This window comes from Sphingobacterium sp. CZ-UAM (assembly GCF_002000245.1).
Lineage (GTDB): Bacteria > Bacteroidota > Bacteroidia > Sphingobacteriales > Sphingobacteriaceae > Sphingobacterium.
In genome coordinates, this window is the sequence record NZ_MTCM01000001.1 from 30,321 (window position 1) to 55,583 (window position 25,263).

The 25,263-nt window shown below is 39.3% G+C and carries 18 protein-coding genes and 4 tRNA genes; 14 read left to right on the top strand and 8 right to left on the bottom strand.

Translation table 11 applies throughout. From position 1 onward, the window contains the following. The first annotated feature begins 32 nt into the window (after nt 1–32). The 5 genes from mgtE (at nt 33) to BWD42_RS00150 (ending at nt 3,004) form a co-directional block, all read left to right on the top strand. Nucleotides 33–1,409, top strand: a complete 1,377-nt coding sequence (gene mgtE, locus BWD42_RS00130; RefSeq protein WP_077432471.1) for a magnesium transporter — start codon at nt 33–35, stop codon at nt 1,407–1,409. Between the two features lie 258 nt (nt 1,410–1,667). Then, nucleotides 1,668–1,741 (top strand) — tRNA-Asn (locus BWD42_RS00135). 49 nt (nt 1,742–1,790) lie between these two features. After that, nucleotides 1,791–1,864: transfer RNA gene (locus BWD42_RS00140), tRNA-Asn, on the top strand. Nucleotides 1,865–1,958: 94 nt separating this feature from the next. Next, nucleotides 1,959–2,032, top strand: a tRNA-Asn gene (locus tag BWD42_RS00145). Nucleotides 2,033–2,089: 57 nt separating this feature from the next. After that, nucleotides 2,090–3,004, top strand: a complete 915-nt coding sequence (locus BWD42_RS00150; protein WP_077432472.1) for a PfkB family carbohydrate kinase — start codon at nt 2,090–2,092, stop codon at nt 3,002–3,004. Here BWD42_RS00150 and BWD42_RS00155 read toward each other — a convergent pair. The 3 genes from BWD42_RS00155 to murB all read right to left on the bottom strand — a co-directional run bounded on the left by BWD42_RS00155 (nt 2,999) and on the right by murB (nt 5,076). After that, on the bottom strand, nt 2,999–3,256 hold the full coding sequence (locus tag BWD42_RS00155; RefSeq protein WP_175991920.1) for a cytochrome b5 domain-containing protein: 258 nt from the start codon (nt 3,254–3,256) through the stop codon (nt 2,999–3,001). The genes BWD42_RS00150 and BWD42_RS00155 overlap by 6 nt on opposite strands. A gap of 32 nt (nt 3,257–3,288) precedes the next feature. Then, nucleotides 3,289–3,798: an RNA polymerase sigma factor gene (locus BWD42_RS00160; RefSeq protein ID WP_077432474.1), complete on the bottom strand. Its 510-nt coding sequence runs from the start codon at nt 3,796–3,798 to the stop codon at nt 3,289–3,291. A 261-nt stretch (nt 3,799–4,059) separates the two neighbouring features. Further along, complete coding sequence (murB, locus tag BWD42_RS00165; RefSeq protein WP_077435635.1) at nt 4,060–5,076, bottom strand: UDP-N-acetylmuramate dehydrogenase; 1,017 nt, start codon at nt 5,074–5,076, stop codon at nt 4,060–4,062. A gap of 104 nt (nt 5,077–5,180) precedes the next feature. Between murB and BWD42_RS00170 the strand changes: the two genes are divergently transcribed. Then, on the top strand, nt 5,181–5,795 hold the full coding sequence (locus tag BWD42_RS00170; protein ID WP_077432475.1) for a TetR/AcrR family transcriptional regulator: 615 nt from the start codon (nt 5,181–5,183) through the stop codon (nt 5,793–5,795). Here the strand turns inward: BWD42_RS00170 and BWD42_RS00175 are convergent. Continuing rightward, entirely contained in the window at nt 5,792–6,778 is a 987-nt protein-coding gene (locus BWD42_RS00175) for a YpdA family putative bacillithiol disulfide reductase (RefSeq protein ID WP_077432476.1), read from the bottom strand. The genes BWD42_RS00170 and BWD42_RS00175 overlap by 4 nt on opposite strands. Before the next feature lie 30 nt (nt 6,779–6,808). After that, nucleotides 6,809–9,001 (bottom strand): FUSC family protein, encoded by a 2,193-nt coding sequence (locus tag BWD42_RS00180; RefSeq protein WP_254846145.1) that lies wholly within the window; start codon nt 8,999–9,001, stop codon nt 6,809–6,811. Between the two features lie 256 nt (nt 9,002–9,257). Here BWD42_RS00180 and BWD42_RS00185 point away from each other — a divergent pair, with 256 nt between their 5' ends. From BWD42_RS00185 to BWD42_RS25140, 8 genes are all read left to right on the top strand, one after another. After that, on the top strand, nt 9,258–11,834 hold the full coding sequence (locus tag BWD42_RS00185) for a phosphoenolpyruvate carboxylase (RefSeq protein ID WP_077432477.1): 2,577 nt from the start codon (nt 9,258–9,260) through the stop codon (nt 11,832–11,834). A 75-nt stretch (nt 11,835–11,909) separates the two neighbouring features. After that, nucleotides 11,910–12,455: a hypothetical protein gene (locus tag BWD42_RS00190; protein ID WP_077432478.1), complete on the top strand. Its 546-nt coding sequence runs from the start codon at nt 11,910–11,912 to the stop codon at nt 12,453–12,455. A 394-nt stretch (nt 12,456–12,849) separates the two neighbouring features. Further along, nucleotides 12,850–13,728: an exopolyphosphatase gene (locus BWD42_RS00195; RefSeq protein ID WP_077432479.1), complete on the top strand. Its 879-nt coding sequence runs from the start codon at nt 12,850–12,852 to the stop codon at nt 13,726–13,728. 74 nt (nt 13,729–13,802) lie between these two features. Further along, a tRNA-Leu gene (locus BWD42_RS00200) sits at nt 13,803–13,886 on the top strand. A 658-nt stretch (nt 13,887–14,544) separates the two neighbouring features. Then, nucleotides 14,545–14,754 carry a hypothetical protein gene (locus BWD42_RS00205; protein ID WP_077432480.1) on the top strand — a complete coding sequence of 70 codons (210 nt, stop codon included), beginning with the start codon at nt 14,545–14,547 and terminating at the stop codon, nt 14,752–14,754. Between the two features lie 5 nt (nt 14,755–14,759). Then, nucleotides 14,760–17,456: a DNA ligase D gene (gene ligD, locus BWD42_RS00210; protein WP_077432481.1), complete on the top strand. Its 2,697-nt coding sequence runs from the start codon at nt 14,760–14,762 to the stop codon at nt 17,454–17,456. A 46-nt stretch (nt 17,457–17,502) separates the two neighbouring features. Then, nucleotides 17,503–17,688, top strand: coding sequence for a hypothetical protein (locus BWD42_RS00215; RefSeq protein WP_077432482.1), 186 nt, complete (start codon nt 17,503–17,505; stop codon nt 17,686–17,688). Nucleotides 17,689–17,718: 30 nt separating this feature from the next. Next, a complete protein-coding gene (locus BWD42_RS25140; protein ID WP_077432483.1) occupies nt 17,719–17,982 on the top strand; it encodes a SemiSWEET transporter in 264 nt (87 codons plus the stop codon). A 211-nt stretch (nt 17,983–18,193) separates the two neighbouring features. On the opposite strand, the gene BWD42_RS00225 is transcribed toward BWD42_RS25140, so the two are convergent. The 3 genes from BWD42_RS00225 to BWD42_RS00235 all read right to left on the bottom strand — a co-directional run bounded on the left by BWD42_RS00225 (nt 18,194) and on the right by BWD42_RS00235 (nt 24,518). Then, a complete protein-coding gene (locus BWD42_RS00225) occupies nt 18,194–18,844 on the bottom strand; it encodes a response regulator (protein ID WP_077432484.1) in 651 nt (216 codons plus the stop codon). Nucleotides 18,845–18,913: 69 nt separating this feature from the next. Next, nucleotides 18,914–21,913, bottom strand: a complete 3,000-nt coding sequence (locus tag BWD42_RS00230) for a sensor histidine kinase (protein ID WP_077432485.1) — start codon at nt 21,911–21,913, stop codon at nt 18,914–18,916. Between the two features lie 190 nt (nt 21,914–22,103). After that, the gene (locus BWD42_RS00235; protein WP_077432486.1) at nt 22,104–24,518 is read right to left on the bottom strand and encodes an outer membrane beta-barrel family protein; all 2,415 of its coding nucleotides are present in this window, start codon (nt 24,516–24,518) and stop codon (nt 22,104–22,106) included. Nucleotides 24,519–25,263 lie beyond the last annotated feature (745 nt).

Below are 25,263 nucleotides of genomic sequence, written 5' to 3' on the forward strand. Positions count from 1 at the left end.
CCGATGTAGGATTTTAAAATCGAAAGGAAGATATGGAAGAACTGGAAATGCAGGTAAGTCAAATAGAACAGTTGATAGCGAATGGCGATCTTGTTGGGCTGGAGGAATTTCTAAATGAATTGAATATTTCTGAGGTGGAGGAGCTGATTGATGAACTGCCAGAACATGGTCCACTTTTTATAGAATCCTTAAATTTAAATCGTGCTGTAAACGTTTTCCGGATCCTGGATTTTCCTACCCAAAATCGGATTTTCAAAAAACTTTCCAAGGTTAAAATAAGTGCTTTAATTAACGAATTGCCTCCGGATGATCGGACCTCTTTTTTCTCCGAAATGAAGGACGATATTAAGCATTTAATTTTGCTCTTACCGCCCAAAGATCGGGTAGAAGCTCTGGCATTGTTGGGGTATCCCGAGGACAGTGTCGGACGCTTGATGACCCCGGATTATATTACAGTAAAAGCGCATTGGAGTATCGAAAGAATATTGGGGCATATCCGTCGCTATGGTAAGGATTCAGAGACCATAGATGTGCTATATGTAATTGACTCAAATGGTAAGCTGATTGATGATATACGTATCAAAGATGTGCTGATGGCGGAACCCGAAACAATCGTGGGAGACTTGATTGATCACCGCTTGATTTCTTTGAATGCCTATGATCCGCAGGAGGAAGCAATTAATATTTTCCGTATGAACAATAGGGTGGCGCTTCCGGTTGTCGATGGGCAGGGCGTGATGCTCGGAATTATTACGGTCGATGATATCCTGTGGGTCGCCAATGAAGAGTATACGGAAGATATGCAACGTATAGGGGGAACCGAGGCTTTGGATGAACCTTATTTGGACGTATCTATTAAAAACCTAGTGAAGAAGCGGGCCGGTTGGCTAATTGTTTTATTTCTTGGACAGTTGTTGACCGCTACTGTTATCGAGCATTTTGAAGAGCAGATGGCGAGCGCCATTATGTTGTTTGCTTTAATGCCGGTTATTATTTCCAGTGGTGGCAATAGTGGTTCCCAGGCTTCGACGTTGATTATACAGGCTATGGCCTTAGGGGAGGTGACACTTTCGGATTGGTGGCGCGTGATGCGCAGGGAAATTTTGTCCGGACTGTTGCTTGGGCTTATTTTGGGTGCTCTGGGTTTTTTGCGGATTATGGCCTGGCAATCCTTTGCCCATAGTTATGGTGAATATTGGGTATTGGTTGCCTTGGTTATTTCTTTGTCGCTGGTCGGTGTTGTCCTTTGGGGATCTCTTATGGGGTCGATGCTTCCTTTTGTGATGAAGCGACTAGGTGCTGACCCAGCAAGCTCATCAGCACCATTTGTATCAACCCTGGTAGATGTTACCGGTCTTTTAATCTATTTTACCGTGGCCACCCTTATTCTCAAAGGCGTGTTACTCTAAGGCTCGTTTGCATTTGATGCATTGGGTGAAATGGGTAAAGGTGTCGTTAACTGGGCGGTGGTAAATAGTAATTACGCTGTTTGAATTGCATAAAGGAGGTTTTTGAGCATGATTTGGAAAAAGAGAAAATAAATTATTCTAATTGGATTTTAGGAAGTTGTAAAAAATGTGTTCAAAAAATTTGTAGTATTCTAATAATCTTCCGATACTTGCATCACGGAAACGCGATAGGGTCTCCGGAAAAATTGAAGAAAATATTCCTGAATAGCTCAGCAGGTTAGAGCATCTGACTGTTAATCAGAGGGTCGCTGGTTCGAGCCCAGCTTCAGGAGCAATTAAAGACTTACATAACCGGAGTTTTTAAAGTATTCAATTTTTCATTCCTGAATAGCTCAGCCGGTTAGAGCATCTGACTGTTAATCAGAGGGTCGCTGGTTCGAGCCCAGCTTCAGGAGCAGAAAGCAAATGATAATATTATTTGCGAATAATATATAAATGTGCTATTTTTGTGCATTCAATGAGAAAGGAGTTTCTCGGAAAGTTAAACATTCCTGAATAGCTCAGCAGGTTAGAGCATCTGACTGTTAATCAGAGGGTCGCTGGTTCGAGCCCAGCTTCAGGAGCAATATTGAAACCGGCTTTATGCCGGTTTTTTTGTTTACCATGCTTATTAAAAAACTATGAGTTTAGTAATTATTGGTACGGTGGCTTTTGATACCATAGAAACACCGTTCGGTAAAACTGACAAAATTCTAGGTGGTGCCGGTACTTTTGCGAGTTTAGCGGCGTCCTATTTATGTGATCAGATCAAATTGGTCAGTGTTGTTGGCGAAGATTTTGGGAGCCGCAATCTTGACCTTATAAAGGATCGCGGGATCGATGTATCAGGTGTTCAGATTGTGGAGGGCGGACAAACATTTTCCTGGTCAGGCAGATATCACAACGACATGAATAGCCGAGATACGCTAGCGACTGACTTAAATGTACTGGCAGATTTTGATCCGATTATTCCCGACAGTTATCAGGACTGTGAGTATCTACTGCTTGGAAATCTGACGCCGCAGGTGCAACTAACGACTTTAGCGCGCTTAAAGCGGAAACCAAAATTAGTTGTGCTTGACACAATGAACTACTGGATGAATGTTGCCTTAGATGATTTAGAGAAAGTGCTTAAGGAGGTTGATGTGCTGACGATCAATGATGCTGAAGCCAGACAGTTGTCCGGAGAGTATTCACTGGTCAAAGCTGCAAAGGTTATTTTGGCGATGGGACCAAAATACCTGATCATAAAAAAAGGAGAGCATGGCGCATTGCTTTTTGGGGAAAATCAGATCTTTTCTGCCCCTGCATTACCTTTAGCAGATGTATTTGATCCTACAGGAGCAGGGGATTCGTTTGCTGGCGGTTTTATCGGTTATCTGGCCAAGGTTAAAACCATCAATTTTACCAATATGAAGAATGCTTTGATCTTCGGGTCTGCGCTGGCTTCTTTTTGTGTGGAGAAATTTGGCACGGAGCGGCTAGTAGATCTTACCGAGGAGGATATACAGAAGCGTCTTAACGCTTTTGTCGCCCTTTCTCAATTTAATCTATAAGTTGTGATTAACATACAGGATTCCGATTACTGGAAATCTTGAAAATACACTGTCTGAATGAGGAGCATCTTTAAGCTCCTCAGTTAGATCCTGTCCCGCCCAGTGTTCATAGTGCATGCCATTTTTCCAAAGCCTACTGTCGCTGACGTCATAGATATAACCTTTATAAGCAATCCATACCTGCGGTTTATCCTGGCCATTTCGCAATGCAAGCTGACTCTTGCTGTATTCAGGTAATCTTTCTTTTTCCATCACAATCTGTAAGAATGCGAAGATAGAAAAAACTAAGCTACTTTATAAGCTGACAGGGATCGTTTCATTAATTTTCGGGCCACATGTATTCTTGTCTTTACTGTTCCAATCGGAATGTTTAAATGTTCTGATATCTCATGGTATTTAAACCCTTCAAAGTAGAGGGAAAAGGGGATATAGTATTCTTCTGAAAGATTGGCTAGGGCCTCGTGAATATCCTCCATGACAAATTTGCTTTCTCCCTGGTTGCTTGAAGCGGATATTAATAAATTTGAATTGGAGATGTCTTCATCTTTAGTGATGAAGGAGTTGGTTTTAACAATCCGTCTATAATTATTTATAAACGTGTTTTTCATGATGGTATAGAGCCATCCCTTTAGGTTAGTGCCTTCTTTGAAATTTTTAAAATAGGTCACGGCTTTGAGGATGGTGTCCTGTACAAGATCATTTGCATCTTCATAGTCGCTGGTAAAATTTCTGGCGTAGAGTTTTAGTGAGTCTGATTGCTCAATAACCATGCTGTCAAATTCATTCTTTGTCATAGCTTAATGAATTATAACTGTTCTTTTTGGGAAACAGTAAGTTTATAAAATGCGGTTCGTTAAGTATGAGGCAAATAATGCGCCAAAATCCTTAAAAATGGATTTCTTAATGTAATTTTAAGGTTATTTTAAGATGTGCAAACGTGTGCGTATATTAACCTTAAGTAAATATGCTTGGCTTCAGATGATGTTGAGCTGGAATAGGGGCTAAATTATTGTTCTTTTAAGTTGCAATATGGCAAAGATGTTTTTTTTGATTCTTTACAATAAATTAACTTCACGCTCGAGCGTAATTCCAAATTTGTCCTGTACATCATTAATAATTTGGACAGAAAGGTCATAAATTTCCTGACCGCTAGCATGTTGTCTATTTATTAGTACAAGTGCCTGATTTTTCCAGACACCGGCTTGTCCATATTCTTTACCTTTCCAGCCACACTGTTCTATTAACCATCCTGCGGCAAGTTTTGTTTGTTGGTCGGGCATTGGATAATGTGGAATCGTTGGATAAAGTCCCAATAATCTTTCAAAAGTGTCGGCGTCGATCACAGGATTTTTAAAAAAGCTTCCGGCATTGCCAACGGTACTTGGATCTGGCAGCTTTTCAACACGGATTTTCGATACTATGGTCGCAATATCAGCGATGGAAGGCGTTGTTATATTTTCTTTTAGTAGTTCAGCTTCAATGGCGCCATAGCTTGTATTTATTTGAGGTGTGAGGCTCAATTTATAGGTCACTTCAGTAATAATAAAACGGCCTTTATGGGCTGTTTTAAAGATGCTGTCACGGTAGGAGAAATCACAATCTTCCTTTTTGAAAATTTTAAATGTACCCAATTGGGTATCGAATGCTTCGCAGCTATGAAAAACATACATTAATTCGGTACCATAAGCTCCGATATTCTGTACGGGGGACGCACCAACTGTCCCAGGGATAAGTGCCATATTTTCTATTCCGGCATAGTTGTTTCTGATGCAGTGCCAAACAAAGTCATTCCAGATTTCCCCAGCTTTTGCTGTGACATACACATCATCAGATTCAACTTTTGACTGTATACCTTTACTGGTCATTCGGATGATATATCCATCAAACGGCTTGGTAAATAAAACATTGCTACCAGCACCAAGAACAAAAAAGTTCTTGGTGAAAAGACCCTGTTTAAAAATTTCGGTCAATGTTTCATTATCATTCACTTCGATCAGGTAATTTGTCTTTTCTTCTATTCCAAATGTATTGAAGGGTTTCAAAGAGATATTCGATTGAATGTTTAATTCCATATTGACTTTAGTTTTCAGAAATTCAAAAAAATCAGCTATCTTTAGCATGATAATCGGTAAAGATAGTATAAACCGTTTATTTAACGATAAAAAATATAAGTTTAATGGGTAACGCAGATGTAAAAAGGATCAAAATTCTGGAAGCTGCAACAAGGCGCTTTGCACATTTTGGAATGGCTAAAACGACCATGTCGGAGATAGCTAAGGATCTTAATTTTTCGAAAGCATTGCTTTATTATTATTTTCCGGATAAAAATAGTTTATACTCTGCTGTTTTTGAGTATGTTATAAACAAAATGATTGAAGAGATCGAAGCGGTCATCGATAAGGGGGGCAACTTTGAGGAAATCATGATGTACTCTATTGATATGCGCGTCAAGGCCATCAATCAATATTATAATCTGTTTGAATATACCATGAAAATGGTCAAGGAACTTCCGGATGAATTGGAGCAAGTGTTCAAAGAGTCCTATCTGCGGGAAGTTGAAATTATTGAAAAAATTCTTAAAATTGGCGTAGAGGCAAAGGAGATTCGTGTGGATGATCTGAATGAAACTGCCCGTATTTTGTTGTATTCGTTGTTTGGCATGCGGATGGGTATCTTGAAGGATATGAAAAATATGCTCTTCCCTACGAAAGAAGAATTTGATCATATCCTCAGTTTACAGAAGAAAATGATGAAAATCTTCTTAAACGGTTTACGGTATCAACAGCATTAAATTGACGTTGAGCGGATATGTTCGATAATCTGCTTAGCGTGAATACGTGAATTTTCAATAAACCAGAGGTGGGTATTTAATCCGCCGCATACGACTCCTGCTAAATATAGGCCTGTTATATTTGTTTCCATCGTCTGCTCATTATGGCATGGGATGCAAGGGGCCTGTTCTGGGATATTAACACCTATTTTTCGTAAGAAGTCAAAATTTGGCCGATATCCGGTCAGCGCAAGTACAAAATCATTTTCAATCTCAACAATGCCTGTTGGTGTTTGAATGGAGGCACTTGTCTCCGTAACACTCGTTAATTGGCTATTGTAAAGCACATCGATTTCTCCAGCGGCAATTCTGTTTTCAATATCCGGTTTTACCCAATACTTGACTCTTGGGCTGATTTCATTGCCGCGGATGACCAATGTTACTTGCGCACCTTTTCGAAATGTTTCCAGAGCAGCATCAATGGATGAATTGCTCGCACCCACAACAATAACTTTCTGACCGCTGTAGTAATGGGGATCATTGTAATAGTGTCTTACTTTGTCAAGTTTTTCACCGGGGATATTGAGTAACATGGGGATATCATAGAATCCTGTAGCAATGATGACTTTTTTTGTAACGTAGCTGCGTTTGCTGGTTTTTACATTAAAATTGGCATCTCCATTTCTCTGAATATCCAATACTTCTTCAAACAGATGTGTGTCCAGTTCAAATTTTTGCTGGATACGTCTGTAATATTCCAATGCTTCCGTTCTTTTGGGTTTTGGATTCGTCGTCACAAAAGGGATATCTCCAATCTCCAAACGTTCAGAAGAGGAGAAAAAGGTCATATTTTGTGGATAGTTATAGAGCGAATTAACTAAACATCCTTTTTCCAAAATGAGATAGTTGAGATTGGCCTGTTTTGCTTCCAAGGCACAGGCGAGGCCAATGGGCCCACCCCCGACGATAATAATGTCATAGGAGCTTGTTAGATGTTCACTCATAATGTAAATTTCGTGAATTTTTCGGATAAATTAGCCTGCTTGTTTAGATAATTCTGCTGCATGTTCGGCGGCACTTTTGTCATGGAGATCCTGGACGATCTTATTTAAATCCTGGGCAATCTTGTACAAGAACTCCAATTGCTCTTCCAGTAGCTTTCCGTCGGCAGAATTCATGTCACTATTGTCAAAGCGATGGTTTGATATTTCGATTTCCATCGGTAAAAATTCCGCGCTGGAATCTGATGAATAAAGCAATTGAATGGATTGATCCAGGCTGCTTAATACTTTCCGTATAGTCCGGACATGTTCCTTGTTAAGGTAGTTATTATCCATCTGATCCAGATGATTCATCAGTGTCACAGAAAACGAAGCTAGAATATGGTTGAAGATGACAAATTTGTTGACCTCCTTGCTATATTTCTGCCTTTTTTTAGGTTCCGTCAGCATACGCTGAAAGGTGGAACCCATATTTGCAGTTTCAACATAAACGGCTTTTCGGGCTAACTTATAATCTGTAATTGATGGAGCCTGACCCGCAATTTCTTTTAACGCCTGGAAGATGTAATTGTAATTGGCGATCAGCAGTTTTCGCATGGACTCCTTCACCTGCATACTTTCCCAGTTCGGGAAGATAATATAGCTGGAGAGGAAAGCAATCATGCCTCCGATAAAGGTGTCCAAAATGCGTTCTTTGGTTACTTCAAGGGTATTGGAACTGATGAAACTGAGCATGATCAATACATAAGGTGTCATAAATAATACCGCGACCACATAATTGACCCGAAATAAGCTATATGCTGTTAGGAAAAAGAAAACTAGAAGTACAAATAGTATGGTTGGATCATGTATTGTCAATAGGATGACAGCCCCGATCAGTCCACCGATGGTGGTTCCGATAAGGCGTTGTATATTACGCTCTTTAGTGAGACCGAAGCCCGGTTTCAGGATTACCATGATTGTCAGTAGTATCCAATAAACATTGTTGGTGATCTTGGTGGTCTCAAAAATATAATACGTGATCGACATCACAATTGCCATGCGGCAGGCATGTCTAAAGATCGTAGATTTTAAGGTAAGATTTTCACGGAATTTCTTAAGGTCGATGGCGGAGCTTTGGACAAAACGTTTGGCATCATCGATTTCCTTACGTTTGACTTCATCCGGTTGTAGATGTGAATAGCCATAAATGTTTTTGATACGGCGTACCAGATCGCGCAGGTTGATCAATACTTTACGTAGGGCAAAGGTACTGTATTGGTGTTCTTTATCGAGCTGGTCAATTTTAGCATGAAGGCGTGTGAGGTCCGCATCAAAATCATACAAGGGCTTGGGTTGAATATTTGTATTGAGCTGGTAGGCTAGATTGTCAAGCTCATTGGTGTATTTTAAAATGACGTTTCTAAAATCATCAAGGATGCCTGTGGGGCCAAAGCGTTCACTGATAGTATTGTAATCATAATGTGCCGCCATACTCTGCTCAAATAAGTCAACGATATCATTAAAGATTAATGTCAGGTAACGGCCTACTTTTGTGGTGTCCTTAATAGATCTTTTACTTTGAAACAGCAGATCCCTAACGTTTTCCTGATGTTGATTTACTTCAACTTGTTTGTCGATCAGTTTCAGGTAATTTTTATCGTTGTCAATTTTAGCGTCGTAAAAATTGGCTTTCAGCCGAATATAATCAGCGACATAGCGAATGGTTTCGGCAAGTTCCTGCTCAGCTAAGCGATAGGGGCGTGCCTGCGTGATGGAGAGACTGATTGTGATGTACCAAAGACCGCCCAATGTGTAGAATCCGAGATAGTTGATGGCCTGGTCGAGGGGATAGTGAATTTGTACGTGGATCAGCATCATCAGTATGCACATCAATCCCACATTGGCTGCCCGACTATTGAATACTGCAAACATGGCAAAGATAAAACAGGCTATTCCGATAAAAATAGCGAGGAGATATACATTCTGATTGACAATATTGGTGAGAATAAATGTCAGGGTGGTCAGTATGGCTCCCGCAAACATTCCTTTGCGTCTATGGCTCGGTGCTCCCGGCGTATCGGACAACCCAACTAATAGGGCTCCCAAAGATACAATGGTTCCGTTGGTAAACTGACCAATGGTGGCGAAGATGAGGACAGGCACAATACATCCGATGGTGATGCGCAGCCCATCCGCAAAATATTGACTGTAGAAAAAACTTTTTATTTCTTGTGTCTGTTTCATAATGTAGCACAAATATACGAGATAAGGCTATATTAGCCTGCGGTTTCCCTATTTGCTGTTATAATATACTAAAAACGAAAAATTACTAAATTTCATTAATATCTTTATAATATTTTGATGTTTTTTTTGATTAATTTATATTTTTTTATTTGTTTAAATATAATATTGCTATATTTGGTGCGTAGGGTATTTCAGATATATTACAAAAACTCAAGAGTCACCTAAACTCTCTTGACCATTTTTCAAAGATTTAAATATGAAGCAAAGTAAAAATGAAGCCGTCTTTCAGGACGAGGTATTGACACGCTTTGAGCTTTTCAAAAGTTTGTTTTTAACATTGCCATTTCAACGTGTTAAAGATACAGGTACTTTATTGCCTTTTTTTGCTAAGCAGTGCGAGAAGGGCGTTGATCAGCATTTGACTCCGGATGAGATTATAAAAAGTTTTTTTGATCAGCATGAAGAGTTTTCTTCGGAGGAACAGCGTATTGACCTACTGTTTCGTTTTGTTCAGTATATAGAACGTCAGGTGGTATTGTTTGATGCAATAGAGGATTCATCCTTTCAGATGGTAGGCCGTGGAGACGATGAAAACGTCTTGGGAGCCCTGATCAAGAATGCGGAGGGGAATGGTGATATGCGAAGGAAAATCGTTTCTAAACTAAAAGATTTCTCTGTCCGCTTGGTCCTTACGGCTCACCCTACGCAATTCTATCCAGGACCGGTATTGGGGATCATCAATGATCTGATTGATGCAATAAAGACCAATGATATCCATAGTATACATTTACTGTTGCAGCAGCTGGGGAAAACACCATTCATCAATAAAAATAAGCCAACTCCGGTAGACGAGGCCGCAAGTTTAGCCTGGTTTTTGGAAAATGTTTTTTATAAGGTAGCTTCTGAGATCCAGTCTTTTATCGATGATGAACTGGATGTAGATACTGAAGAGGTAAAACAGCTGATTGAGCTGGGCTTTTGGCCAGGAGGAGATCGGGACGGAAATCCGAATGTAAGTGTTGAAAGTACCAAAAAAGTAGCCGCTTTATTGCGTACGATTTTATTTAGATGTTATTATCGTGATTTCCGCATTGTAAGACGCCGTATCACGTTCAGGGGAGTAGAAACCTATATGGATAACCTACAGACCCTGTTTTATGAAAATAGCTTTAATCCTGTTGAAAATCCAGCAGATGAAACGGATAATATCATTACAAACTTAAAAGCGATCAAAAATGTATTGGAAGAATATCATAATGGTCTCTTTGTAGAGATTGTCGATGATCTGCTCCGAAAGGTAATGACATTCGGTTGTTTTTTCACAACCCTGGATATTAGACAGGATAGCCGTATTTTACGTGAAGCGACAAATTACCTTATTCAGCAAAATCCGGAGGCGACTGGTGTTCCGTTGAATTACCTGGAACTGAATGAAGCGGATAAACAAAAAGCATTGAAGTTTAAAGAATTGGATTTAAGTGTGGGTGATGATGCAGATCCATTGACCAAAGACACTTCTGGAGTAATCAAATTACTTAAGGAAATCCAACGTTCGGGGTCTGAGCGTGCCGCGCAGCGTTTTATTATTAGTAATTGCCAGCAAGCAAGTGATATCCTCGGATTACGCCAGTTATTTTTGTGGTCCGGTTGGAAGAAAGATGCATTGACGATAGATTTTGTGCCCTTGTTTGAAACAGTGGACGATTTGACCAGAGCTGCCGATGTGATGAAGACTTTATATAGCAATAAAGAGTATAAGGCACATTTGAAACGTAGAGGAAATAAACAGACCATTATGTTGGGCTATTCGGATAGTACAAAAGATGGGGGGTATCTGATGGCGAACTGGTCAATCTATAGGGCAAAAATTGAGCTGACAGCCATTTCGCGTGAATATGATGTGGATCTTGTCTTTTTTGATGGCCGTGGCGGACCTCCGGCGCGTGGGGGAGGTAAAACACAACGTTTTTATGCTTCCATGGGTAAGGAAATCGCCAACGATCATATTCAATTGACGATCCAGGGACAGACAATCAGTAGCCAATACGGTTCGTTGGATACAGCTCGATTTAATATAGAGCAGCTCCTGCATGCAGGGATTATCTCCGATTTAAAGCAACGTGTGGGTGATACCCTGACTAAACATCAGCAAGAGATTATAGATAAATTGGCTGAATTGAGTCATCATAAATTTATGGATCTCCGTACGAATAAATTGTTTCTACCTTATTTGGAAACGATGTCGCCATTGAAAGCACTTTCGTCCATCAATATTTCGAGTCGACCTGTAAAGAGAAATTCAGGACGCGAACTAAGGCTTGAAGATTTGAGGGCGATCAGTTTCGTTACATCCTGGAGTCAGCTGAAGCAAAATATCCCTGGATTTTATGGCGTAGGCACCGCATTGCAATGGGCCGAAAAGAACAACCTATGGAAAGATGTGCAACAATTGTATGTTTCTTCGGGATTCTTCCAGACACTGATCGACAATTGTATGATGTCCATGACCAAGTCTAACTTTGATATCACGGCTTATATGAAGGAAGATAAGGTGTACGGTGAATTTTGGAAAAACCTCCATGCGGAATATCAGATTACGAAAGAGTATCTGCTAAAACTCAGTGGAACATCAAAATTGATGGAGAATTATCCGGTAGATCGCGAGTCTATTCTAGCACGGGAAAGTATTGTATTGCCTCTGTTGGTAATCCAGCACTATGCTATCCGTGCGCTCAATTCCGATAAACTGGATGAGGCACAACGGGAAGATTATTCGAAACTGATTGCACGGACAATATTCGGTGTTATTAATGCCGGAAGGAATGTTGCTTAATTTTTGTTTCTTTTCGCGGATTAGGTTTCGCAGAAAGTATATTTTATCTACTTTTGTATAGTTAACAAAATTGATATGAAGATTAATAAGTTATTTGTTGTAGCTGCTTGTGCGAGTACTGTATTTGCGTCTTGTGGTGAAACAGCTGCAAATAGACAGCGTCAATATGCTAATGCATCTTTAGCAGATGGTGATGCTTTTGCAATGATTAAATTCGTTGGTGAGGAAGGAAACTATTTAGTAAACCTTGCTGATGTAGCGGCAAAACAATCAACTTCAGCAGAAGTGAAGAATGTAGCGGCTAAAATTAAGGAAGCTTATGCGACGGTGTTGCCTGAGTTGGACGGTTTGGCTAAAGAGTTGCATGTAGGCGATGCACAACGTGGTGTACCTGCGTTTCAAACTCCGGCTTCAATCGGATCGGATAGTACTGCTGCATTCAATGATAAAGCATTTTTGGCAGTGGTTCTTGCAAAACAGGGCGAAATCAATAGCAGATTGACTCGTGAAGAGCTGAACACCAATCACAATGTCATTCATGTTTCTGAAGAATCGTTGAAAAAAGTTGAAGAAATCTATAAACTGGCTGGTGGAAAAGCTGAAGGCCATGGCCATCACTAAGTAAGTGACTCCATGTGTAAAAAAAGGAATGTTCATCCAGGTGAATATTCCTTTTTTTATGCACTTGTTTGCTCGCTGTTTCCAACAGTGAATTAAAGGGGCTATAACAGCATCTATAACACTGCCGGAAAACGGAGAGGGCAGAATAGTTTTTTTTCTGTCTGGAAAATATTCAAAAGCTTTTTTTAGGACTTATTTTAACTATTGTCTTTCAAAATTGACTTTAATTTTGTTGGATAGATGCGTTTTTGGGTTAAAAAAGGGGAATCAAAACCAGAAATAATTTGTTGAGTTGTTAAATTAATAATAACTTAACATTACTATAATACAGTTGTTGAGAACTGTGGTTATTTTAGCATGATTTAATCAAATAATAGATAAGAAACAATATAACGTGAGATACGCTGCTATAGATATAGGCTCCAATGCGGTGCGCCTTTTGATCGCTGATATCATTGGGCAAAAGGATCAATATAATTTTAAAAAAAATACGCTTTTACGGGTTCCTTTACGTCTGGGCGATGACGCATTTATCCATCAGGAAATTTCGCCAAGAAAGGCTGAGAGTTTGATAAAAACAATGAAAGCATTTCGTGAGTTGATGGATGTGTATCATGTGGAAGACTATATGGCCTGTGCGACATCGGCCATGCGCGATGCGAAGAATGGTGCTGAAATTGTTGCAGAAGTTAAGAAGAATGGAATCAATATCGATATCATCGAGGGTGCCAAGGAGGCCGAAATTATCTACAACAGCCATTGGGATAACAAGATGGAAAAGGATAAGGTCTACCTTTATATTGATGTCGGTGGTGGTAGTACTGAACTGTCTTTATTTGCGAATGGCGTCTTGGTTAATTCGAGATCCTTTAATTTAGGTACAATCCGTATTTTGGATAATCAGGATAAAGCAGAAACCTGGGACGAGCTCAAAGAGTGGGTACGCAGCAATACCCATATGTATAAGCAGGTAATCGGGATAGGAACCGGTGGTAATATCAATAAATTGGCAAGATTATCCAATGAGAAACTGGATAAGCCATTGTCTTATGCAAAATTGAAGGCTGTGTACGAACATTTGTCATCTTTCTCTTTAAAGGAGCGCATTATTTTGTTGGGACTCAATGAAGACCGGGCCGATGTCATTATCCCTGCGAGTGAGATCTTTTTAACGATTATGAAGTACGGTCGTCTAAAACAAATCATTGTTCCACGCGTAGGTTTGGTTGACGGTGTAATTAGAACCTTGATCAATAGGAATTTAGTGAAATAAAGCATTAAAAAGCATTTTTCGCCTTGCAAAAGAAGGAAAAATCTTTATTTTTGTGATACCAAAGGCGAATATGAGCCCAGGTGGCGAAATTGGTAGACGCACCATCTTGAGGGGGTGGCGCTCGTATGGGCGTGGCAGTTCGAATCTGCTCCTGGGCACTTAAGGAGACACTAGATTATAGTGATCTCCTTTTTTGTTGTTTATTTCGTTACCACTTTGCACAAATCCATACAAAATTTGTTGAGGAGATTAGTTAAACATTGCTTTCTATCCTATCATATTCTTTGTCGTAATCGGGATTTTCGGTACCCGTTAACCTATCCCATACCCGAAAGCATAAACCATAATTTTCCTTAAACTTACTGTGATGCATATTATGACCGTTAAATTAGCGGGGAGCATTTAGAATTATTTGTTTAATGTTCATTATAACAGCATGAAGCTGGCTATTGTAAAATAGCTGGCTTTTTCTTTGGTTGCCAAGTGAACATTTCTAGTTTAAAACAGCCAGGCAATAATATTCCATGCGCTAAGGAAGAAAAACTGATATCCCAAAGGTGAAAACTTTAATCCCTAGAAAATTGGGCAATCAATATTCCATGATCATACGATTGGAACAATTGGTCACACTAATCCGGAATCAGGTGTCTTATAGCTGCGAAACCTGCATTTCAATGTCCATTCTACCTATATTCCTTATAAAGAAGTAAAAAGAATTCAACCAAACCTTTTCGAGTCATGTTATAGAAGCAACAGCGGCGGCTTAATATTTGTATTTTTTTATGGACAAATATATAATTCTTAAAACACGAAATCATGGCAGACAGCAAATCTGAAAAAGGAAAATCAGCTAAAAATAGGAGTAGTGGTTCTGAGGATGACGAAATCCAATATTTCAATGGTGAGATGGAGATATGCCCCCAAGGGCTAATAGGAACTATTAGAACGATAAATCGAACAGCTGAAAAGTTGTTGAAGAATTCCAGGGAAAATAGATTGCATATTTTCAAATTACTCATAATATAACAGCTATGGAACTATCTAAATATCGCCAGAAACGTTCGGAAGAGAAAACTCCGGAACCTTTTGGCGGAAAACCAAGTGGTACAGAATTACGCTTTGTGGTTCAGAAACACGATGCTTCACATCTACATTATGATTTTCGTCTCGAAATGGACGGTGTACTAAAAAGCTGGGCGGTACCTAAAGGACCTTCAACGGATCCAAGTGTTAAACGACTTGCTATGATGGTAGAGGATCATCCCTATGATTATCGAAATTTTGAGGGAATTATACCAAAAGGGCAATATGGTGGTGGTACTGTTATTGTTTGGGATGAAGGGAACTATGAACCGGCTGAAGGTAATTTTAAAGATGTACCAGGAAAGGAAAAAGAACTTTTGCATCAACTTTATTCCGGTAAGCTTAAATTCAAACTTAATGGTAAAAAACTCAAAGGTGAATTTGCTTTAGTAAAGGCCCATGGCAGAGGGGAAAATGGCTGGCTTTTGATGAAGCTAGATGATAAATATGCTAATGAACAGGATATAACCTCGAAAGACAAGTCAGTGATTTCGGGTAAAACGATTGCTCAAATGGAGAAGTCTCCGGATAATATCTATGGAGAAAATATCATCAAAAAGGAGAGTACCGTTAAGGATATGCAGTCGGCAAAAGCTAAAGCTAAGGAACTGATCAGTGACCAGCTGGAAGCTGTTCCCACAGAAACATCAAAAAAGAAATCACATCTTCAAGAGCTATTAAAAGACGCTCCCAAGCAAAAATTCTATTCCCATATTGAGCCCATGCTTGCTACCCTGGTCGATAAGCCCTTTGATAATGAAGACTGGGTCTATGAAGTTAAATGGGATGGCTATAGAGCGGTTGCTTTTATGAATAAGGGTAAAGTTGAGCTAAAATCCCGGAATGACAAGAGCTTTAATGAAAAATTCTATCCTATCTATCATAAATTAAAAGAGCTGGAATTAGATGCTATCTTGGATGGGGAGATAGTCGTACTCAGTGATAGCGGTACGGCTAACTTTGGGTCGCTCCAAAACTGGCGTAGCGAAGCAGATGGTGATCTGGTGTATTACGTGTTTGATATCCTTTGGTATAAGGGGCAAAATCTAAAAGATTTGCCTTTACTTGAGCGTAAAACCATTTTAAAAGAAATCCTTCCGGCGGGTAATAGTATTCTGATCAGTGAACATTTTGAAACCTCTGGGACGCAGTTTCTTGAGGAAGCTAGGAAACTGGGCCTTGAAGGAATCATGGCCAAAAGAAAGGACGGAATATATCATGTTCATAATCGTTCAAAAGATTGGTTGAAAATCAAAGCGAATAAAAGACAGGAAGTTGTCATAGGAGGGTATACACTGAATGATGATTCCAGTAAATTGTTTAGTAGTCTCCTTGTAGGTATCTATGAAGGGAAGAAACTGATCTATACGGGTAAAGTTGGTACTGGCTTCAATCAAAAGCTTCAGAAGGAAATGATGGAGCTTTTTAAACCTCTTATTGTTTCTAAAACACCTTTTTCGGAAGAACCGGATATCAATAAGCCCTCACGTTTTAGACCTAATCCGCCACATGCCACGGTCACATGGCTAAAACCGGACCTTGTTTGTGAAGTGAGCTTTACGGAGTTAACTGGCGACGGAATAATGCGGCATCCTTCTTTTGATGGCATGCGTGACGATAAAAATGCTAAAAAAGTTGTTTTGGAAGAAGAGGCTCCAACAGAAAAAATAGTAGATATGGCAGATAAAATCATTACTCCTAGAGGAAAGGTTGAGCGAAAGACGCTATTGAACCCTAACGATAAAACCCAGGTCAGAAAGATAAACCGTCATGAATTAAAATTCACCAACCTAAATAAAGTTTTCTGGCCCAAAGAAGGAATAACCAAGCGGGACCTTATTAATTACTATTACCAAGCAGCTCCATTTATATTGCCTTATTTAAAAAATCGCCCACAGAGCATGAACCGTTTTCCTGACGGTATTGAAGGTGAAGGCTTTTACTTTAAAAATGTAACGGATACCGCCCCTGATTGGGCAGAAACTTACCTTTACCATAGTGATACAGATGACAAGGATAAGCATTATCTAGTAGGAAAAGACGAAGCTACACTGCTTTACATGGCCAATCTTGGCTGTATTGAGATGAATCCCTGGAGTAGTACAGTCAAAAAGCCTGAAAATCCCTCTTTCTGTATTATTGACCTTGATCCTGATAAAAATTCATTCGATCAGGTAATTGAGGCAGCACAGATTACCAAGAGCATACTGGATGATATGGGTGTATCCAGTTATTGCAAAACCAGCGGTTCTACAGGTCTTCATATCTATATTCCGCTAGGTGGAAAATATAGCTATGAACAGTCCAAAGAATTTGCCAGGGTGATTGTCACTTTAGTTCACAATGAACTTCCAAAATTCACAAGTATAGAGCGATCAGTTAAAGATCGCGAAGGAAAAATGTATCTGGATTTTTTACAGAATAGGCCCCATGCAACAATTGCTGCTGCCTATTCAGTTCGTCCTAAACCGGGGGCAACCGTATCTATGCCGCTTCATTGGGATGAAGTGAAGAAAGGTTTAAAAATAAGTGATTTTCATATCCGGAATGCCATTGAAAGAATGAACAGTGAAGGGGATATTTTTAAACCCGTACTGGGAAAGGGAATCAATTTAAAAAATATAGTAGAAAAATATTATAAATAAAATATCAATTTTTCAAGCATAATATATAACCTTAAAACAAATAGTTATGAACGTTAAACGCATTTTTGGAACAATATTGACGGTCCTGGGAATCATTGGCTTAATTTACACGGGTTATGAACTGATCAACAAAAGCAGTGCATACATGGAATTGGCGGTAGTAGGAGTTCTTGGTTTAATTTTCTTTTTCGCGGGTATAGGACTTGTGAAGAATACCAGGGATGAGTCTTAAACTTAAATAGTACAGTTTTTGATTTTAACGATGAATGAAAATCTGTTAGGAATTGCTGCCGGGATATTAACTTCCATATCAATGCTCCCCCAACTTATAAAAGTTATCAAGGAAAAAAATGTTGGTGATTTGTCATGGATCATGATACTGGTTCTTATTTTGGGACTTTCTCTATGGGTATGGTATGGAGTTTTGAAAAATGAACACCCGATTATTATCTCAAATGCATTCGCGGTATTGGTGAATGTTTGCCTTTTTATCTGCTATTTTTTGTATAAAAATAGTGCTGATTAAATCGGGGGCATGACGATTTGGATTTTAATACAGTCTTTGCTGATTATCTTGGAGAGAAAACCTAGTGTTTTTGGAAACTACCTTACCTACATATTTAGGACTTACATATACGAAAAGTTGAAGCCTACCCTAATGATACTGTATTGATGTGTATTTAGCTTTTAGGACGTATTTAAACCTTATTCTATTGCATTGATAAATGCACTATGCTTTATTTGTTATTTTTTTCCTCAGAGGAACTATGTCTTAATGCCTTGACCACGGCCTCGCTTTTGGAGTTGACCTGGAGTTTATCGTAGATCTTTTTGATGTGTGATCGGACGGTATCCATAGAAATAAAGAGTTTATCTGCGATCATTTTATAACTGTATCCATCCACTAGGAGATCCAGAACCTCTTTCTCACGGGCGGATAGATTGAAACTGGATGTTCTGGTGGCCTTTCCATCCGCAAGCATATGCAGTACCTGTGTGGCAATAGAGGAAGTCATGGGTGCACCTCCACTTAAAGCATCTTCGATATATTCAAGAATTTTTGCAGGTGGTGTTTTTTTTAAAATATAACCATTGGCACCGGCCTTTATAGCTTCGAAAACATTGACATTGTCGTCAAATACGGTAAGCATGATGATTTTGCCCTTGAACCCAGACCCCCTTAATAGTTTTAATCCAGAGATCCCATTTATAAAAGGCATGTCGATATCCATTAGAACCAGATCGGGTGCGTGCTTTTTGATATCTTCAAGCGCATTGGCGCAATGGCCATAGGCAGCCTGTACCCGATATTTTGGATCACTGTTGATCAGGATGGACAACACCTCTCTCAATTGGCTGTTATCTTCGTATATAAGGATCTTTGTCATAATCTACACTACAATTTTATGAAAAATTTACAATGGGATCAATCGCATATTGATGTGAATTGCTTTTCCTTAGATTTTCATGATTATTGAAATGCTGGTTCCTGCACCTATGGATGAGGAAATCTTAAGTTCAGCTCCTAAGGCTTTGCTTCGTTGGTTCATATTGAACAACCCATTGCCGGATTGTTGCTGGGTGCAGTCGAAACCTTTGCCATTATCTTTGATGACCATTTCGATATGCGATGCACCCGCTCTGATGCGGATATCCACTAGCGTGGCTTCAGCGTATTTGGAAATGTTATTTAGTGCTTCTTTATAGATCAGGAATAGATTGCGGCGTTGTTCCATAGCTAATTTTATATTCCGTATACTGTCGTCTGCGCTAAAAATACACTGTATTTTCAACGGATCTAAAATCAGGGCAGCATGTTCGCGCATACGTGCCACAATTTTCTGCAGGAGGTCATTATCTGGTTTTATGCTCCAGACAATATCATCCATCGCCTGCATCATCTGTGAACTGTTTGTGCCAATCCTGTCAAGATAGGACTGGACGATATGCTGTTGGTCCGAAAGGTCTTTTTTTGCTACTTCGCTCAGAATATGGATGGAGGTGAGTGTAGAACCGACATCATCATGTAAGTCGCGGGCGACCTTTTCGCGTAGCCGGTGTACTTCCAGCAGCCTTTTTAACCGATAACGGTGTAAAATGAAAATTCCGAGTAAAATAAAGAGAATGATTAGAACGAAAAACCACCAGGTCTGATAGAATGCTGGTCTTATCGTGATCGGCAACCGGGTTATTGCTGAAAATTTACCTTCCTGATTTTCCGAACGTATCATAAAGACGTATTCTCCAGGTGATAATGCAGCAACTCTAACGCCTAATCGAGGATCGCTTAGTATCCAGGAATCTTCTGATCCCTCAAGCCGATAATAATATTTGAAATTGTCACGATCATTATAGGAGAGTGTAGAATAAAAAATGGAAAAATAATTTTGCCAGTTCTCCAATGTGACACCTCCGGCCTTGTTCAATGAATCTACAGATAAATAATTGTCAAAAAGTTTAAAATCGGTAATATGCAGTTTTTTAGGTGCCGCATTATTATTGTTCAATTTTGAAGGGTCGAAGATAAGGATAACCTTGTCGCTGCTAAATGCTATTTTTCCACTTTCAAGCTTGATGCCTCGCATGGGCAGATTAACGATATTTGACGTGTTGATTAGACCATGCTGCTTATTGAAGGAATGGAATTCTTTTTTGTTGGGGTCAAAACGGCAAATACCAGCGGTAGTGCTCATCCAGAGTAGACCTTCATTATCGGTGACCAAGGCCGTGATCATATTCTGTGGCAATCCATTGTTAATATTATATTGCATAATATGACCGTTAGAAAGGTTTAAGATATCTAGACCAGAATATCCTGCTATCGCGAGGAACCTGTTCCCAATAAATTCAATATCCTGAATTTTTGAAGTGCTAAGACCATGGTTTCCGGCTTTGTAGTTTTTTAGAATTTTTCCGGAACCACCATCCAGTTCAAATACGCCCGAGCCACGCGTACCTATCCATATCTTATTACCTTCACCGGGCCGAATGCAGGAAATGGCAGATTTTAAATCAGTGAGTAAAGCGAGTCCACTGCTACTTGTCCTAATTATTTTTCCATTATCTGTTCCAAACCATATCTGACCATGTCTGTCAATGGTAATATGACGGATGGATTGTCCTTCAAAGACTTTAGGTACTAGAAACTGGGATTTTTTGGTTTTTGTATTAAAAAGGATCAATCTCCCATCTTTACATCCGATCCAGGTATTTCCCCGCTTTGGATCGTATGTCATCGCCCAGATATGCCTGAAATTAACATCCTGTTGTGGTACACCTTTGAATAAGAGTGTACTTAGCTCAGGCTCATGGCTTATGTGTAGTGCGCTGTCATATTTAAATGTTGTTAATTTTTCACCCCAGGAGCTGACCAGAATGCGATTAGAACCGAAGGAAGTTAAATCGGTGATAGCTGCTTTATGGAATATGGTGGAAGTAACGATGTTTCGCACATGATCTCCTATGATGGACATGATGTACAGCCCGTTGTCTGTCGCGACCCACAGGTTGTTGTCGCGGTCTCTAAAAACCTGTGAAACTGTCGTTATCTGTATCCCATAGTCCATGTTTTTTCGATCATAGAATTGGGTAAACTCCTTTTTTTCTTCGTCGAAAAGATTGAAAAGATCTACACCGTAGCTCCATACGATATGGTCGTATTCAAAGCAATCATAAAAATCGTGATAGTTACTGTCACTATTGGGGGCAGATTGTATAATTTTCTTTTGTTGAAAATTAGCATCGGTAAGATAAATCAGCCCGTTCGAGTGGCGTAATTTGGTGTGAATAAAAAAACGGGATTTGGAATCGATGAAAAAGCGGTTTATGTTTTTAAATGACCTGAGGTTGTTATCTGTAAAAAAAGACCTTTTCTTTTGGTCAAAATATCCCATTCCTTGCTTGCCCGATATCCAGACAATGCCCTTTTGGTCATATTGTAGCCAGGTTGGTTCCCAGTCTGCGGGAAAATCAATGATATTTTTGTTGGATTCAAATTTATTTTTCGATTCGTTCAAAGTCAAAATATCCACTCCATGAAGAATCAGAAAGATGTGCTGACCCTGTTGGACGAGGCGAATCTGATAGTTCTGAAAATCTTTGCTGTATTTGTCTACAGCGATTTCCTGTGTCTTGTTCGTGTGGGAATTTAGTAGAAAAAATTTATGCTCCATTCGCACCAGAAGGGATTTCGACTTTGTTGCAATAAGCAATTGGTCAACAGGCAATCCCGGAAGGCCCAAACTCAGGAGCCGGCGGAAACGCATGCCATCATAACGTTGCAATCCATTTTTGGTTCCAACCCAAATGAATCCATCCTCCGTTTGCGTGACGCAGCTCACAAAGTTAGACGCTAAGCCTTCGGTTATGCGGTTGAACGAGATCTCCTTTGCTGTCAACAGCAATGGGAATAAGGTCAATACAGCCATTAGGTATAGGATAAACCTTTTGCTTTTCATTATGGGCGATTATTTTTATAAAAATGCAATAAATCTATGGTTTAATAAAATCGGGGCGCTCTGTAGCAACCATTTATTTCAAAATCATCCAAATAGGTGATCTGTTTTGCTAGTGAAATTTTTCATCTTCCTATAGATCAGAGGCGGAATGACCCTACCAGAAGATATTATGAATGGTTTGCAGCGCGTATTATTCGGCCCGTCGTTTGAGATCCTCGGCTCCCCCGGTTTTTCGGTTTTGTATAGATTTTCCACCTCCAAAACTATAGCTATAGGACAGCATCACTACCTTCGTATCTCTTTTTGAGCTAAAATTTTCCCTGTAATTATTATAAACCGTCAGTCCCTTGTAATAGTTGGTCCAGAAGATGTCTGTAAAAGATACTTTCAATGTACTGTTATTTCGGAATTTTTTCTGGGCACCGATATTGACCGACCAGAGCGGTGAGATACGAGCGAAAGCGTAGACTTCGGCCGACTTATAATTTGCAGCAAGCTCTGCCGAATAATTATTGCCTAATCTAAAGTTATTTACTGTATTTATGTCAATATTAAAGTTTCCCTTGTTATTGATCTGTGTTTCTGAGATATTCCCCGTATAAGAGCCGTAATATAAATTGAGGTTTGTATTCAGATCCCACCAAGTTAATACTTTAAAAGGAGCAACGAGGTATAGTCCATAATATGAAGCTGATCTGAGGTTCTCGTCTGTCTGCACCGAAATGTTCTCCCCATCTTCGACTATCGGTTTTACGACCGATGTGATATTATCTGAGGTTTTGCTATAGCTTATTGTGGCCAGGTATTTACTTTTTAGGCTATAAGTCAGTTCGTAATTCAAGGACGTCTGCGCATTCAAATCGGGATTTCCTGTTTTATAGGTTGTGGCGTTGATATAAAATTTAAACGGATTGAGCTGTATATAGCTGGGACGTGAAATTCTCCTGCTAAAGTTTACCTCCAGATTGTTTTCCGAACTAAGATCAAATGTTATTGATGCACTGGGGAACAGCTGTGTATATATTCTTTTATTGACTAGATTCATCGTGACTTGTGTTCCGGTGACATTGCTGTGTTCAGCCCTCAATCCGACAACGGCTTTCATATTTTTCCATTTTTTTGAGAGATTGCCATAGACAGCATGGATGTATTCCTTATAAATATAATGATTAGACTTATTCACATCGAGTTGCGGATTATCGGTACTGTAATCATAGAATACCATGTCGTTATCGGATTTGACAAAACTGGTTTTAATTCCGGTTTCAAATTTCCAATGCTGTTTAAATACTTTTATCGCGTCACTCTTTAAGGAATAAATGTTTAGGCCGCCGTCTATATCTCCTTGTAGGAGGTAAGGGTCGGGCATGGTTTGGCCCGGCAGGGTTGTTTGGGTGTTAAAGTTTTGGTCAGACTTATTGAAATAGTGGATAAAATCGAGGTCGGTACTTACTTCAGAACCGATCGAGTCTATGGAATATTTGTGGTTTAAGTTAATGCTGCCGTTTCGCCATCTATTTTTTGCGTTGCTTTGGGTTTCTATTTCTTTTGTAAGCACAGATTCACTATTCAGTATAGTCGTTTTACTATTACTGTTGGGAGTCATAATATTACTATTGAAACCGACGGAGATACCGAAGAGATTTTTATCGTTAAGATTATAGTCCAACCCCAGTTTTCCGCTATGATTATGGGAACCTGTTTTTATGAAATTATCCTGAAGATATGCTTTTACGAAATTTTCTTGATTATAAAAGTTTCGGTTCAAGATCAGATCATTTGACATTTCACGATAAGCGAAATTATAGTTGGCAAACAGATTCACATGGTTACTCCTGTGGTTGATATGTAGACTATTGCTGTTTTTGATGTATCTTCCTGTGCCTATTGCCGTAGTCAATGTCCCATTTGTCCCTTTCTTTGTTCCTTTTTTCAGTTTGATATTGATTATAGCTGTACCTGCGGCGTCATATTTTGAGGACGGGTTAGTGATAAATTCAATTTTTTCGATACTGGAGGCTGGGATCCCCCGCAGATAGTCTGCAAGGGCATCGGCTGTTAGTGGTGTGTTTTTCCCATCGATCTGTATAAGTAAATTCCCTTTTCCTCGCAAGCTTATGTTGTCATTGGCGTCAACATTGACCCCAGGTGCTTTTTCTAATACTTCAAAGGCTGAACCACCGATATTTTGAAGACTATTTTCTACATTTAAAATTATTTTTCCTTCCTGTCGCTCTATGTAAGGACGGACTTTGTCGACAACGACAGTCTCCAATATTTTATCATTTATCATGATTGTGGGAAGTAGTAGCGATTGATCCCGAACCTGAAAAACTTGTGAATTATAGATATCCGCACGGTTTCGACTAATTTTTAAATAATAGGATCCACTGGCTAACCCGTCGAATTTAAATTCTCCGCTAGTATTAACTAACTCGGTTTTTAACAGCTTGCTTTCGAGATTGAATAGATTTACTTCCAAATCAGTGCTGTTCGAGGTAAGCACTTTTCCTGAAAGCACATAATGCACCGTTTGCGGCTGCCCAACGAGTCTAGCGATTTGAAACATGAATATTATCAATAATAGGAAGATGTTTTTTTTCATCGAATCAGTGATTTTAGTGGTCTTTAATAGGGACTGTTTTTATCTACAAAAGTAGTTCGCATTTTTTTTGTGAACTATCACATGTTTGTGGGATTATTTAAATCATTCTTTCAAAGAATCGGGGCTATGGGAAACCCCGATCTTCTTTTTTAACATGGAAATATCCTCGCGACATGTCCTCACATATGAAACTACTATTACTAACTAGTCAATTTTGAGATATTATATGGCTTTTATTTGTCCTGACAATTAGCCTATAAAGATGTTGCAAATTAGAAATAATAGTAAGCCGGATAAACCACATGTTAATGTGATTCGATGACGCTCTTACTGAAACAGTAAATCCGGTCCTAACATTTCGACGTTGCACTTGTTTGAGTTTTTCGAAATTATAGTACTCTTCTTTCTTTTATCATATCGGAGCCAGGAATCGTTTGAACGATAAATTTATAGCCTAGGTCATCATTCAGGAAATAGAATCCTATGATTAGATACTTCGACGTGCATTCAACTTATTAACATCTGGCTCATTATACATCCCCTAATCCCAAAAGTCTCTTCAAAATATATCTATCCAAAATTAGGTGTTAGTTAAAGCTGATGCATAGGTAGTATTGCCTATTAAGATAGTGGATTCTGCTTATTTGTTCGCCACCAGTGCTGTGATAATTTTGAATAATCAAATAGACGATGTGTAAAACCCAACGAATCACCCAAAGATGTGATTTATTGCTGGGTTATAAGA

Excerpts from the sequence above, each read along its gene's own strand:
- mgtE (WP_077432471.1), top strand. The coding sequence starts at position 33 with ATGGAAGAACTGGAAATGCAGGTAAGTCAAATAGAACAGTTGATAGCG.
- BWD42_RS00150 (WP_077432472.1), top strand. The coding sequence starts at position 2,090 with ATGAGTTTAGTAATTATTGGTACGGTGGCTTTTGATACCATAGAAACA.
- BWD42_RS00155 (WP_175991920.1), bottom strand. The coding sequence starts at position 3,256 with ATGGAAAAAGAAAGATTACCTGAATACAGCAAGAGTCAGCTTGCATTG.
- BWD42_RS00160 (WP_077432474.1), bottom strand. The coding sequence starts at position 3,798 with ATGACAAAGAATGAATTTGACAGCATGGTTATTGAGCAATCAGACTCA.
- murB (WP_077435635.1), bottom strand. The coding sequence starts at position 5,076 with ATGGAATTAAACATTCAATCGAATATCTCTTTGAAACCCTTCAATACA.
- BWD42_RS00170 (WP_077432475.1), top strand. The coding sequence starts at position 5,181 with ATGGGTAACGCAGATGTAAAAAGGATCAAAATTCTGGAAGCTGCAACA.
- BWD42_RS00175 (WP_077432476.1), bottom strand. The coding sequence starts at position 6,778 with ATGAGTGAACATCTAACAAGCTCCTATGACATTATTATCGTCGGGGGT.
- BWD42_RS00180 (WP_254846145.1), bottom strand. The coding sequence starts at position 9,001 with ATGAAACAGACACAAGAAATAAAAAGTTTTTTCTACAGTCAATATTTT.
- BWD42_RS00185 (WP_077432477.1), top strand. The coding sequence starts at position 9,258 with ATGAAGCAAAGTAAAAATGAAGCCGTCTTTCAGGACGAGGTATTGACA.
- BWD42_RS00190 (WP_077432478.1), top strand. The coding sequence starts at position 11,910 with ATGAAGATTAATAAGTTATTTGTTGTAGCTGCTTGTGCGAGTACTGTA.
- BWD42_RS00205 (WP_077432480.1), top strand. The coding sequence starts at position 14,545 with ATGGCAGACAGCAAATCTGAAAAAGGAAAATCAGCTAAAAATAGGAGT.
- ligD (WP_077432481.1), top strand. The coding sequence starts at position 14,760 with ATGGAACTATCTAAATATCGCCAGAAACGTTCGGAAGAGAAAACTCCG.
- BWD42_RS00215 (WP_077432482.1), top strand. The coding sequence starts at position 17,503 with ATGAACGTTAAACGCATTTTTGGAACAATATTGACGGTCCTGGGAATC.
- BWD42_RS25140 (WP_077432483.1), top strand. The coding sequence starts at position 17,719 with ATGAATGAAAATCTGTTAGGAATTGCTGCCGGGATATTAACTTCCATA.
- BWD42_RS00225 (WP_077432484.1), bottom strand. The coding sequence starts at position 18,844 with ATGACAAAGATCCTTATATACGAAGATAACAGCCAATTGAGAGAGGTG.
- BWD42_RS00230 (WP_077432485.1), bottom strand. The coding sequence starts at position 21,913 with ATGAAAAGCAAAAGGTTTATCCTATACCTAATGGCTGTATTGACCTTA.
- BWD42_RS00235 (WP_077432486.1), bottom strand. The coding sequence starts at position 24,518 with ATGAAAAAAAACATCTTCCTATTATTGATAATATTCATGTTTCAAATC.